General features: G+C 38.5%; 11 protein-coding genes. 10 read left to right on the forward strand and 1 reads right to left on the reverse strand.

Annotated elements, in window-relative coordinates; translation table 11 throughout:
* Positions 1 to 81: 81 nt before the first annotated feature.
* From IGJ41_RS00395 to IGJ41_RS00420, 6 genes are all read left to right on the forward strand, one after another.
* Complete coding sequence (locus tag IGJ41_RS00395) at positions 82 to 996, forward strand: diacylglycerol/lipid kinase family protein (protein ID WP_002407569.1); 915 nt, start codon at positions 82 to 84, stop codon at positions 994 to 996.
* A gap of 81 nt (positions 997 to 1,077) precedes the next feature.
* A complete protein-coding gene (locus tag IGJ41_RS00400) occupies positions 1,078 to 2,583 on the forward strand; it encodes a helix-turn-helix domain-containing protein (protein WP_002376347.1) in 1,506 nt (501 codons plus the stop codon).
* 327 nt (positions 2,584 to 2,910) lie between these two features.
* Positions 2,911 to 3,150, forward strand: coding sequence for a hypothetical protein (locus IGJ41_RS00405; protein WP_002356115.1), 240 nt, complete (start codon positions 2,911 to 2,913; stop codon positions 3,148 to 3,150).
* Entirely contained in the window at positions 3,147 to 5,801 is a 2,655-nt protein-coding gene (locus IGJ41_RS00410; protein ID WP_438713638.1) for a glycosyl hydrolase family 28-related protein, read from the forward strand. The genes IGJ41_RS00405 and IGJ41_RS00410 overlap by 4 nt, the downstream gene beginning before the upstream one ends.
* Positions 5,802 to 5,977: 176 nt before the next feature.
* The gene (locus tag IGJ41_RS00415; RefSeq protein WP_153853727.1) at positions 5,978 to 6,739 is read left to right on the forward strand and encodes a formate/nitrite transporter family protein; all 762 of its coding nucleotides are present in this window, start codon (positions 5,978 to 5,980) and stop codon (positions 6,737 to 6,739) included.
* A gap of 155 nt (positions 6,740 to 6,894) precedes the next feature.
* Complete coding sequence (locus IGJ41_RS00420; protein ID WP_104855562.1) at positions 6,895 to 7,680, forward strand: hypothetical protein; 786 nt, start codon at positions 6,895 to 6,897, stop codon at positions 7,678 to 7,680.
* A 58-nt stretch (positions 7,681 to 7,738) separates the two neighbouring features.
* Here IGJ41_RS00420 and IGJ41_RS00425 read toward each other — a convergent pair whose 3' ends face one another.
* Positions 7,739 to 8,359, reverse strand: coding sequence for a helix-turn-helix transcriptional regulator (locus IGJ41_RS00425; protein ID WP_002383467.1), 621 nt, complete (start codon positions 8,357 to 8,359; stop codon positions 7,739 to 7,741).
* Between the two features lie 316 nt (positions 8,360 to 8,675).
* On the opposite strand from IGJ41_RS00425, the gene IGJ41_RS00430 reads away from it, so the two are divergent.
* The 4 genes from IGJ41_RS00430 to serS are packed head-to-tail and all read left to right on the forward strand — an operon-like array spanning position 8,676 to position 12,670.
* Positions 8,676 to 9,782, forward strand: coding sequence for a PTS sugar transporter subunit IIC (locus IGJ41_RS00430; protein ID WP_002383466.1), 1,107 nt, complete (start codon positions 8,676 to 8,678; stop codon positions 9,780 to 9,782).
* Positions 9,769 to 10,464, forward strand: a complete 696-nt coding sequence (sdaAB, locus tag IGJ41_RS00435) for an L-serine ammonia-lyase, iron-sulfur-dependent subunit beta (protein WP_016616693.1) — start codon at positions 9,769 to 9,771, stop codon at positions 10,462 to 10,464. The genes IGJ41_RS00430 and sdaAB overlap by 14 nt, the downstream gene beginning before the upstream one ends.
* 14 nt (positions 10,465 to 10,478) lie before the next feature.
* Positions 10,479 to 11,372: an L-serine ammonia-lyase, iron-sulfur-dependent, subunit alpha gene (gene sdaAA, locus IGJ41_RS00440; protein WP_104855563.1), complete on the forward strand. Its 894-nt coding sequence runs from the start codon at positions 10,479 to 10,481 to the stop codon at positions 11,370 to 11,372.
* A gap of 26 nt (positions 11,373 to 11,398) precedes the next feature.
* Positions 11,399 to 12,670 carry a serine--tRNA ligase gene (gene serS, locus IGJ41_RS00445; protein WP_010827078.1) on the forward strand — a complete coding sequence of 424 codons (1,272 nt, stop codon included), beginning with the start codon at positions 11,399 to 11,401 and terminating at the stop codon, positions 12,668 to 12,670.
* Positions 12,671 to 12,687: the final 17 nt, after the last annotated feature.

Consider the following 12,687-nt stretch of genomic DNA (forward strand, 5'->3'; position numbering starts at 1 on the left):
CGATGCTATCTTTAGGTATTTTGGCTAAAATATTGTACACTTTACATGTGCAAGAAATTTAGTTAGAGATATGAGGATAGAATGATGAAAAAGATGATGGTTTTATACAACGAAACTTCAGGAAGTAGTGAAAGTAAAGAGATTGCAGAACGCTTTAAAAAAGCTGCAGAAGCGAAAGGGGAAGCGGTTATTTTGCAACCTTCCAATCCAGACATTGATCCTGAAGAAATGCGGAAAAATGCCAAGGAAAATCAAGTGGGTGTCTTGGTCGTCATTGGTGGTGACGGGACCATTCATCATGCCGTTCAAAATTTTAAAGACACCATTCGTGACTATCAAATAGGGATTATTCCAGGTGGAACAGTCAATAATTTTGCACGTGTGTTAAGTATTCCTTTGAAAGAAGAAGACGCCTTTGAGACCATTTTGGCAGGACAGACCACGCCAGTTGACTTTGGGATGGTAAATCAAGATGTGATGATTTCGACCTTAACGATTGGACTATTAGCAGATACAGCAGCAAATGTGACCCAACAGGAGAAACAAAAATATGGTCCTTTAGCCTTTACAAAGCAATTTTTCCGCTTATTAATGAAAAAGAAAAAATACAAACTAAAAATTGATGGCGATGAAAGACGTTGGCATGGCAAAGCCCAATTGTTAACGATGACCATGACGAATTCTGCTGGCGGCTTTACCAATTTCGATGCCAATGCCACGCCAGATGACGGCGAAGTCCACATTATCATTTTACCTAAGTTAGTTTTTTACAAGTTTGTCTATTATTTACCTAAAATTATCAGAGGACAATTAAATGAAATTCCTGGTGTCGTGTATTTCTCTGGGAGTCAATTTAAAATTAGTGGCGAAAAAGACAAGAAAGTCCAAACACGAACAGATGGCGACCCTACCGATGATTTACCGATTAAAGTAACGGTGGAAGCTGGGGGACTCAACGTGTTTGTTCCTGAAACTTCCACATCTACGAAAGAATAAAAGAAACAACTGTTATTTTTTCGTGGAATAGATTTCTCATTTTGTGTACAATAGAACAGAAGAGAGGCAGTTGAGTGAACAGTGAAATGGGATGAATATGTTGATATATTCGATACAGATGTCGTTTCTAAAATTATTATTTTAAGAAACTTGCCAATTAATGAAGGCTGGATTGACATCAATGAGTTAGCAGAAGAATTACAATTAAACAAAAAATCAGTCAAAAAATACGTAGAACTTCTAAAAGATGACATTACGTATTATGCTGTGGATAATGATGCTTCTTTGGCTTTTGAAAAGGGGCATGGCTATCGCTTGAACTTGGCGTCTAGCCAAGCGTTCCAGAAACTTTATACAGCAATTTTTCGGGATAGTTTAACTTATCAAGTAATGGAAGATTTATTCTGGGGTCGATTTAATGGAATTGTGCCAGCGACAGCAAAATATCATACCAGTGATGCCACGATTCGGCGCTTGCTTAAAGGGTTTACAGAAATTTTAGCGCCATTGGGGTTAGTGATTAATAAAAGCACCTGGAAAATTGAAGGCAATGAAGCGTATTTGCGCCATTTTGCTTACACTATTTTTATGGACTTAATCCGTGATACTTGGCCTTTTGACTATATACAAGAAACGGAAGTCGCACAAACTGTCCAAAAAATGATGGCTTTTTTCAACGTAGAAGTTGCGGAAACGGTGATACGCCGAGTTAAATATATGGTCGCTATCTCAAAAGTCCGGAGTGCGCAAGGCGCCGAATATCGACCTTCAGCCGAGCAAGAAACTTATTTAGAAGGTAATAAACATTACCAAGCTTTTATAGAAGAGATGACAGCTACAACCCTTTTCCTTAATAAAAACGACTTGACCTTTGTGTACTTTTTCTTGTTGGCCAATGACCAATTTTATCAAGACGAAGCCACTGCACAAGCTATTTTAGCGCATTTTGATGAGTCTGAAGCGCCTGTTTACATGTTGACTCATTTAGTCCAACATTTCTTATTAGAAGAAATACACATGACGCCGCAATTGGAGAAAATTCGTCCGCAAATTTTTTATTATTTGTTTGCTACACATTTATTTGCCGAACTTTACTATGTCCAAAATGTGAAAATGTACAATGTCTTTTGGAATAAAATCAAAGAAAAATATCCGGTTCTTTTAGCAGAGTTAATTCAAGGTTTAAATCAACTTTACGAACAAACAGGCAATGAATTATTTACAAATAAAGAATTTTTGGCTTTGCGTTATTCTAGTGTTTTGGCGCTTTCCAATGATTTAATTCATCGCGAACAAAAAATTGTTTTAGGGTTAAAATCAGGCTTGCCAGTACTGGAAGAAGAACGGGTGAAACTTTCGATTGAAAATAATTTTCGTCGGTTTTATGCATTGGAAGTTTTACGATACAGTGAAGCAAGCAAAGAAGAATGGCAAAATATTGATTTACTATTAGTGACTTCTTTGGCAGATGTGGAAACGGGCCATCCAGAGATCTTTTTACTTTCAAGTGAGTTAACGTTTGAGCAATATAATCGTTTGAACCAAAAAATAGTAAAAATTAACGAGAAAAGAACCACGTCACTTTAATAAAAAAATAGGCTATTTTGATGCACATATCTGATAAATTGTAAAAAAATTTTTCTAAAAAGTAAAAAAAGACAAGAAGAAAACGTCAATAAGTAGGTGATCAACACCTACTTATTGACGTTTTCTCGCTATTTTTTAATAAATACTGCGTCAATTCTTCTGAAAGTTATGTCAAAAAGGTGCTTTTTTTATCGTAAATAATAGATGGTTAGCTATTGATAGTAAAGGAACTGTTACTTTTTTTAACAGGTAGTTAAAAAATATTGAGGTTTCTCACAAGAATTTTTCTATATAATAGAAAGAGCAAGGGAAGGAAGGAGGGATAAGATGAAAAAACGGATGGAACAAATTGAAGAAATCTTAAGTTGTGAAGAAAATAGTGCCGGTGTTCGCTTAAAGGAATTGGTTGAGGCCTTAGAATTAGAAGTCACAAATCAAAACTTGTTAAAGGTAACAAGTATCTTACATATGAATCCAAAATTCAAAAAAATTTATGCATACGAAGACAGTCGTGTTATTACGCTGTATCAACTTTTACAAAATAAGCCGTTGGAAGTAACGGAATGAAAAGAGGGAAACACATGAAGAAAACAATGCTCATTCTTCTATTTGGTTTATTGACAGTGGTTGGTCTGCCAATGGTGACCGAAGCGGTTGAACCAGTTAACGCAACAGATACAACGATTTTTGGTGCGCAAGCGATGGTGCCTAATAGCACAGAGGATCAAACAGATAAGTTACAGACGTTGCTGAGTCAGACAGCAAAGGAAGGACGGGCATTATTTTTACCACAGGGAAGTTATGCTCTGTCAAAAGATATTGCGATTTCTTCAAATTATCAATTAATTGGCGATACAACAGGAGCCACTATTTTACATAATGCTACAGGTGCACCGATTCAGCTAACAGACACAACGTACGGGACGAAAACCAATGTACGACTTCAAAATATTGCTTTTGACGGCATCAATGTGACCTTAAAATTGACGAATCAATTAACGCTAGCAAACAATATCTTTTATAATCCATTAAAAGGATTCGTGGTCAATTTAAATGCAGACATTGGCGTTAAGATTTCAGGCAATATTTTCATGCGAGACACGGCACATATGCAATCGGGAGGTGATTTTAACCGAGCGATTTACATTGGTGGTTATTCAACGCCAAGTCGCTTCCAGTATATGTCAGATGTAGACATCGTGGACAATCTATTTGGTTTAAAAGTGACAGAATTAGATGCGATTAAAAGTACCAGTCGTTCAGACTTAGCAGCGACTATTACACGTTTGCAAACAGCCATTGAAGTCGGTGCTATTTCAGTACCTAATGAACAAAACTATCTATCCACCGGGGTTAATTCTTTTAATATGCTGAAGGATGTAACTGTTCAACATAATTTTTTCTATTCACCTTATGATAATGAAGACTTGAATGGTCTGGTGGGAGATCATGCAATTTATTTCCGTGGTGCTCAAAACATCACGGTGGTGGGGAATCATTTACGCGGACTACAAAATGGTCCAGCTGGCGGATTTAAGTTTAAATCAGGCCGTAATATTACGATTATGAATAATTATTTGCGAAATACAGGTCTCATTATGTATGGAACACCAGAGATCGGTTTGGCAGAAACGCAAGCAGAGGGGGCTATTTCAGAACTCTCTAACTGGTTAGTGGCTAATAACATTTTTGATTGGAAGTATTGGGACAATCAATATGCAATTGGGATGGAATACAATCGACATACAGGAAATAACAATGTGTTCAATGGCGTATTTATCAACAATCAGTTTGTTAACTACCATAATATTCCGCAAAACCGACGTCGGGAATTGTTAATCGCTAGTGGCGGTGGGTTCCGACCAGAAACGAGTTTTGTGAAAGACAATACTCGAGATGATGGCCTTAAAAACGGCCAATTATTGGTAGAAAATTGGACAGAGGCGGACTATCGCTTAATGCCAGCAACATGGGAATCATTAATTTCACCAACGCTTTATGAGCAATATAAAAATACGCCAATTCCGGTTAGAAATACTTTAGCAACCCCTGTGGCTACAACGATTGTGCAAGGACAATCAATCGATCCGCAGCAACTGGTTGCTAATACAAATGACGCGGATGAAGCAGTCCCAACTGCTAAAATCGTCAATCCAGAGGTCTTAAATGAAATCGGCCAACAAAAAGTGACTGTTCAATTAACTTATGAAACAGGTTCATTGGTAACAGTGAACGTACCGGTGACGGTAGAGGCCCCGGCAAAAAAGCTTGATTTGTCCCAACTACAAACCGTTTATGCTTCGATTGGTGAAGCAAACCAATATACGGTCTACTCTTGGCAGTTATTCACTGCCATTGGGCCTAAAACGATTGTTCCTTCCTATTATCAGCAGGCGACACAATTGTTAGCAGAAGGTCAGGAGAGTGGGGACAAAACCCAAGAACAAGTGGATCAGTTAACAGCTAATTTGCAATCTGCAATGAAAGTATTAGTCAAAAAAGCCGATATCACGCTAGAGCGTGCAGAAGCAGAAACTAAACTGGCAATCGTCCATAAATTAGACGAATCTGTATATACCACAGACTCTTGGCAAGCCATGCAAGAAACCTTAATAGATACAACAACTGGCGAAGAAAGTCCTAAACAGTTAAAAAAATTGCTTGCTTGGTCAGATGAAGAATTATTGGAGCCAACACTTGGTGACTTTAAAACGCCTGCAGATGCACAAAAGCGTATTAATCAATTAACACAAACCATAAAAACGGCGTTACTTCTGTTAGTTGAAAAATCAACAGAGACAACTAGTAACACAAGCGAAAGCAGCACCTCAAGCACAACCAGCGAAACCAGTAAAACAAGTAGTACAAGTGAGAGTAGCACCCCAAGCACTGTAAACGAAAGCAGCCAAAACAAAGGCCAGAATTCTGTCATTTACGCGGAAGAGTCGAATCAAGATCCTAATGACGCTCAAAGTAATTCAAAGCTCTCTGTCAAGGCTAGTCAAAAAAAGGAATCTGCAGCAGAAAACCAAACAACTAGACAGATACAGACGAATCAAGAATCGTCAGGAACAGTCAAAAAAGCGGATAATACGACCAAAATTGCCAAGAAAAAATTCCCCAAAACAGGGGAACAATCTTCAGCAGTTGGGAGCTTCCTAGGCCTGAGCTTTTTATCGTTAGCCATAGCAACCTATTGTTTTAAAGTGAAAAGATAACTCTTTAAAAACGGATAAGTAAACATCCTGAAACAAGAAATGGGACTTGTTTCAGGATGTTTTTATATAAAATTAAAAGAACTACAGTTTTTAGTGAAAAAATACACAAAAGTACTTGAATTTCTGTGATATAAGGGTAAAGTAAAGGAGGACAAAAAACAAAGGAAGTGAAATGTTTGTATACACCAGATGAAATTTTAAGTATCAGTATTGAAAATGGTCAGAAAAAAATTCAAAAGCCTTTGGTAGCAAAACTCATTTTAGGATTTATCGGCGGGGCTATGATTTCCCTCGGCTATTTGGCTTATGTGCGTGTTTCCGCCTCTATTCCAGCAGATTTAGCCAGTGTTCAAGCTTTAGTGGGAGCTGCGGTTTTCCCAATTGGTCTAATTGTTATTTTAATGGCTGGTGGTGAGTTAATCACAGGAAACATGATGGCGGTGAGTACGGCTTGGTTTGCTAAAAAGGTTTCTTTCAGAGAATTGATCGTGAACTGGGTCACAATTACATTGGCAAATATGGTTGGCGCCCTATTTGTTGCCTATTTTTTTGGCCATTATTTAGGTTTAACCAGTAGCGGCGCCTATTTAAATCAGGTTCTTTCTCTTGCAGAACATAAAGTTGCAGCAACTTGGCTTCAAGCAATTATTTCAGGTATTGGCTGTAACTGGTTCGTAGGTCTGGCCTTATGGCTTTGTTATGGTGCGAAAGATGCAGCGGGGAAACTATTAGGCATCTGGTTTCCAGTAATGATTTTTGTTGCAATTGGCTTTCAGCATAGTGTGGCGAATGCATTCATCATTCCAGCCGCAATTTTCGAAGGCGGCGTTCAGTGGGGAGACTTTTTCCGTAATTTTATTTTTGTTTATTTAGGTAATATCATTGGTGGCGCCATTTTTGTTTCTGGCTTTTACTATTTAAGCTATCGCAAACATTAAATCCATTTAGCAGATAAAAGCCTGCACAAAGGCTAAACGCCTTTGTGCAGGTTTTTTCTTTTTAAACAAAAAGGAAAACGGTTGAAAAATTATTGCTAGATTTTTAAAACAATGTTACATTAATGTTACAAAAAGATTTCTGGAGGTAACGAAAAATGAAAAAAATGGCTTTGTTCAGTATGTTAACGTTCAGTGTATTGTCTTTAAGTCTAGCAGGATGTGGAAACAAAAAAACAGCAAGCACAAATGATTCTAATCCAAAGCAAGAAACAAAGAAAGCCACGCAGAAATCCTCTAGCCAACAAGAAATGAAAAATAGTCATTCGTCTGTCGCGGGTCAAAATTCTAATGTGGCAGGGGAAAATCCGTCAGAAAATGTCACGCAGCCTTCTGCAGGAACTGATGAAACGAATGAAGTCCCTCAAAACCAAGCACCTGATACAAACATTACAATTACCAATGTTGTTTTCAATCCTGAAAGAAATGAAATTAATGGTACTACATTACCTAATGCAACCATTACAGCAACGGTAGTCGGTGATGCTTCTGCACAAGCAGGTGTTTTTTATGCGGATGCCAATGGCAATTTTACAGTAATTAGTCCCAGAGCGGGAGCGACTACTCAATTAATCGCAACCGTTGATCAACGGAATAGTGCACCTGTCCAAATTGATATTCCAAGTTCAGGACAAGAAGCAGCGCTTTCTTTTAGCAATATTACGATTGATCCGAAACAAGGGACAATTTCTGGTAAAACAGCACCGAATGCAACTATTTTAGTGTCGCGTGCAAATGATGCGCGGGTGATTTTAGCAAGTTTTACTGCGGATGCCCAAGGGAATTTCACAGCCAGTAATTTAGTTCCCGGCACAAAAAATCGCTTAGATGTTACGTTAAATGGAGAAATAGGGACACCTTACTTGTTTGATTTACCAAATTAAAATAGAAGAGAAGTGATCAAAGCCACCAACGCTAACTAGCGTTGGTGGCTTTGATGGTTTAAGCTTCTTCTTTTTTATGATTGCGGATATGTAAATAGATGGTATTTTTTGAAATACCTAATCGATCGGCAATCTTTATGACAGAATCTTTGAGATTAAAAATTCCTTGATCATATAAACGAATAACAATTTCTTTATTTTGATTCAAATGTGATACATTTGGATCGCTTTCTACTGCTTGTTTTACTTTTGTCAGTGAAGTAGTGATTAATTCGTCAATATTGTCAGAAAAATGTTCAGAATTTTTAAGCTCTTGGGACATATCATTTTGTTGTCCTGAAGGTAATAAGTCTTGCAAGTAATCAATTAATGGCATTTCTAAATGCATATTGATACAGATTAATCCAATAATACGATCATTTTCACCGATAACTGGAATGGTGGAAGATTTTAAAATAACCCCTTTTTGATTTTTATTGTAGTAGGGTTTCACAGCGTAATCATGTTCCGACTCTACTTGACTTAACATTTTTAACGCCATATCAGTAATGGGGGCACCTTCCTTGCGGTTACTGAAATGGCCATTGATGACTTTGATAGCTGAACTTTCCAAATTTTCTAAACTATGGAGAATGACTTCATGGGTACTACCAAAGAAGTTCCCTAATCCATCAAGCATTAAGGCATGTGAATGTAAGATTTGTTTATCTACTTCACTTAAACGTAAATATGACTCCAAGTGATATCCTCCCCTACACTGAAATTAATTTTAGTGTAATACTTTTTTAATGGAAAAGCAATAAGATTCTTTACGTTAAAAAAATACATTGACTAAACTTTTGTTTAGTCGTATACTCTGAATGTGGAATGAAATTTTTGTTACTCATTGTACTTTAGTTCATCGGAATGCTCGCTCATTCTTTCACTTGTTGAGCAATAAAAATTTTATTCAGGAGTACCATCCGTTATAAAAAAATATAGTTGGAGGCAAAAAAATGAAAACGTTATCAGGAATCTTGATGTTAGTCTTAGTTTTATGTGGCATGTCCCTATTCTCTTTTAAAGCACCGCGAGGGAAAAAATCTTTAAGTGCTTTGTCTGGTGCAGCTTGTGCCACCTTTCTACCAGAGGCGTTTTTGCGGTATGCAGTAGGCGGCGTTTTTCATTTAGATTATGTGTCGCAAATTGGTGAAACTATGGGTAGTCTAGGTGGTTTAGCAGCTGGAGCTCTTGTGCCGCTCGCTTTCGGGATTAGTCCAGTTTTTTCAATTATTTTAGGTCTGTCATTGATTAAAGTCAGCTTGTTACCAGCCTTTATTACCGCATATCTTTTATCTTTTGTTGTTGAGCAGATGCAAAAACGTATTCCAGAAGGGATTGACTTATTAGTCGTTATTTTAGTCATTCCAGTCGCAGCCTCGTTAGTTGCTGGTTTTATTCAACCTGTTGTATTAGGTGTCCTAGAAGTTATTGGGGGCACGATTTTAAGTGCAGTAGATGGCAATCCATATGTGATGGGCGCAATTTTAGGTGCTATTATCCCGATTGTTGGTATGACACCGTTAAGTTCAATGGTTTTAACTGCCTTGATTGGTTTGACTGGTGTACCAATGGCTGTCGGTGCGTTGACTTGTTACGGCAGTTCCATTGTCAATGCGGCGCTATTTAAAAAGTTAAAACTAGGCACAGCTTCAACCCCGTTAGCTGTGGCAATTGAGCCATTAACACAAGTCGATATCATCAGCTCCAATCCAATTCCTATTTACGCAACGAATTTATTTTCAGGAATGGTTAGTGGTATTGTAGTGACTTTCTTTGGCTTAAAAGTACCTGTGACAGGAATGGCAACGCCGTGGGCTGGTTTACTTGTGACATTAGGTAACAATGCCATTCAAACGACTTTACTAGCAGTAGCGATTATCACAGTGGTCAGTCTGATGTTTGGATTTTTAGGTGCGCTGGTCTTTAAACGTTACAGAATTGAAGCGGTGGATAATACACCAGAATTTGAAGGAACGACGGAAGTAACCAGTGAAAAAGAAAAAGAAGCAGTAAAAACCAAAGGAGGAGTTACGTATGAACACAGCTATGGCCATCAATAAACCTAAAAAAGTGAACAAAGTAATGAACTACAAAAGTTGTTTTGACATTATCGGTCCTATTATGATTGGTCCTTCTAGTTCGCATACAGCTGGGGCCTTAGCAATTGGCTTAGCGGCAAGAAAGTTATTCGGCGGAACGCCAGAAAAAATTGTGATTAAATATTATGAATCTTTTGCAGACACGCATAAAGGACATGGGACTGACTTTGCAATTATTGGTGGAATTCTTGGACTAGCAGCAGATGATGCCAACGTAACACAATCCATTGAACTTGCGGAAGAACAAGGGATCGAGATTCAATTTTTAGAAATGAGTGAAGAAAGTCCAGTGAAGCATGCTAATACAGCATGTGTGACACTCAGTGATGCAACGCACGAAATTCATTTAACAGGAATTTCTGTAGGTGGCGGCACTATCGAGGTGAAATATATTGAATTAGATGGTTTCAATGTCCAACTACATGGTCCTTTACCTATTTTGTTAGTCATTAATCAAGACGAGCAGGCGATGCAAGCTTTTAAAGATACGTTACAAAAAAATAATATTCAAGTGAATGCGGTGTCTCGTTATGTGGAAGGGAATCAAATTTTATTCATCTTTGACTTAGATTCGGCACCAATTTCCTCGGTGAAAGAACAACTGTTTTCACTAGATGACACATCGAAAATAATCTTATTATGATAGGAGTTTGACATATGTACCTTTCGATTGAAGAATTTATCGATAAAGCTGAAAAAACAGGAAAAAAAATCTCTGATTTGATGATTGAGCAAGAAATGGAGCGTAGCCAAAAAAGCTATGAAGAAATTTGGACACAGATGGGTCAAAATTTGGATGTCATGGATGCTGCTGTCAAACGCTCGCAAGAAGGAGCAGGCGTTTTTTCTCCTACTGGGTTAACGGGCGGTGATGCGTCGCGTTTAAAAAAATACCGCGCAGCTGGCAAAACGTTATCAGGTGATTTAATGATGTCTGCAGTTCAAGCCGCACTAGGTACTAATGAAGTCAATGCAGCAATGGGCGTTGTTTGCGCAACGCCAACCGCTGGTGCAAGTGGCACCTTACCAGGGGTTTTAACAGCGATTAAAAACACCTTGAATTTAACGCGTGATCAACAAATTCGTTTCTTGTTTACCAGTTCTTTATTTGGAATGGTCACAGCCAACAATGCGATGATTGCTGGTGCTGTTGGTGGATGTCAAGCCGAGGTAGGCAGTGCTTCAGCGATGGCCGCCGCTGCAGCTGTTGAAGCGGCTGGCGGAACACCACGCCAATCTTCTGAAGCTTTTGCTATGGCTTTAGGGAATTTATTAGGTTTAGTTTGTGACCCAGTGGCTGGGTTAGTCGAAATTCCTTGTGTCAAACGAAATACAGTAGGTGCAGGCAATGCGTTAATCGCTGCAGATATGGCTTTAGCTGGAATTGTAAATAAAATACCAGCAGATGAAGTGGTGGAAGCCATGAATAAAGTTGGCCGTCAATTACCACGAGAATTGAGAGAAACGGGTTTAGGTGGCTTAGCTGGCACAGCGACTGGCCAACGAATGAAGAATGAAATTTTTGAAAAAGTAAAATTCACCATTGTTTAAAATTTAATCATGAAGAGGGAAATAAGATGCTGGATATGAAAAAAATTCGCCAAAATGTAGAAGTAGTGCAGAAAAAGTTAAAAACACGTGGTGTGGACGAGGAAGTTTTATTACGCTTTTTGGCTTTAGATGAAGAACGGAGAGCGTTACTTGTTAAAGTTGAAGAACTGAAAAAACACCGTAATCAGGTGTCAGGAGAAATTGCACAATTAAAGCGTGCACAAAAAGATGCTTCACAACAATTGCTAAATATGCAAGAAGTTAGCGAGCAAATTAAAGTTTTAGACCAAGAAGTTGTTCATTTGCAAGAACAATGCACAGCAATTGCAGAACGTCTGCCTAACTTACCTCATGAGAGCGTGCCTGTTGGCGCAGACGAAGCCGCCAACGTAGAAGTTCGGCGGTGGAGTACGTCGAAAACTTTTTCATTTGAACCGAAACCACATTGGGAAATCGGTGAAGCCTTAGGAATTTTAGATTTTGAAAGAGGCGCGAAAGTATCTGGTAGCCGTTTTCTTTATTACAAAGGCTTAGGGGCTCGTTTAGAACGAGCGGTCTATAATTTTATGTTAGATCAACATGTTAATGAACATGGGTATACCGAGGTGATTCCTCCTTATTTGGTCAATAGCAAAGCAATGTTTGGCACCGGTCAGTTTCCTAAGTTCAAAGAAGATGTCTTCCAAGTTGCAGAAAGTGATTTGACGCTGATCCCCACAGCGGAAGTCCCGTTAACTAACTACTATAATAACGAAATTTTAGAGGCGCAAGAGTTACCGATTTATTTTACTGCTTTAAGTCCTTCTTTTCGTTCGGAAGCGGGTAGCGCAGGCCGTGATACCCGAGGATTAATTCGTTTACACCAGTTCCATAAAGTAGAAATGGTTAAATTTAGTGATGCAGAACACTCCTATGAAGAATTAGAAAAAATGACCAACAATGCTGGAGACATTTTAGAAAAATTGGGCCTCCCTTATAGAGTGATTACTCTTTCGACAGGTGACATGGGCTTCTCGGCAGCGAAAACCTATGATTTAGAAGTTTGGATTCCGGCACAGAAAACGTATCGAGAAATTAGTTCTTGTTCAAACTGTGAAGACTTCCAAGCACGTCGGGCGTTGATTCGTTATCGTGATAAAACGGGTCAAGTTCAATATGCCCACACACTTAATGGGTCAGGACTTGCTGTTGGTCGAACAGTGGCGGCCATTTTGGAAAATTATCAAAATGAAGATGGCACCGTAACGATTCCAGAAGTTCTACGTCCTTATATGGGCGGTTTAACGAAAATAGATTAAAAAAGAAGGTTGATGTC

The sequence above is a fragment of the Enterococcus sp. DIV1537a genome (assembly GCF_051712085.1).
In the GTDB taxonomy this organism is placed as follows: Bacteria; Bacillota; Bacilli; order Lactobacillales; family Enterococcaceae; genus Enterococcus; species Enterococcus faecalis.

Excerpts from the sequence above, each read along its gene's own strand:
- IGJ41_RS00395 (WP_002407569.1), top strand. The coding sequence starts at position 82 with ATGATGAAAAAGATGATGGTTTTATACAACGAAACTTCAGGAAGTAGT.
- IGJ41_RS00405 (WP_002356115.1), top strand. The coding sequence starts at position 2,911 with ATGAAAAAACGGATGGAACAAATTGAAGAAATCTTAAGTTGTGAAGAA.
- IGJ41_RS00410 (WP_438713638.1), top strand. The coding sequence starts at position 3,147 with ATGAAAAGAGGGAAACACATGAAGAAAACAATGCTCATTCTTCTATTT.
- IGJ41_RS00420 (WP_104855562.1), top strand. The coding sequence starts at position 6,895 with ATGAAAAAAATGGCTTTGTTCAGTATGTTAACGTTCAGTGTATTGTCT.
- IGJ41_RS00425 (WP_002383467.1), bottom strand. The coding sequence starts at position 8,359 with ATGCTTGATGGATTAGGGAACTTCTTTGGTAGTACCCATGAAGTCATT.
- IGJ41_RS00430 (WP_002383466.1), top strand. The coding sequence starts at position 8,676 with ATGAAAACGTTATCAGGAATCTTGATGTTAGTCTTAGTTTTATGTGGC.
- sdaAB (WP_016616693.1), top strand. The coding sequence starts at position 9,769 with ATGGCCATCAATAAACCTAAAAAAGTGAACAAAGTAATGAACTACAAA.
- sdaAA (WP_104855563.1), top strand. The coding sequence starts at position 10,479 with ATGTACCTTTCGATTGAAGAATTTATCGATAAAGCTGAAAAAACAGGA.
- serS (WP_010827078.1), top strand. The coding sequence starts at position 11,399 with ATGCTGGATATGAAAAAAATTCGCCAAAATGTAGAAGTAGTGCAGAAA.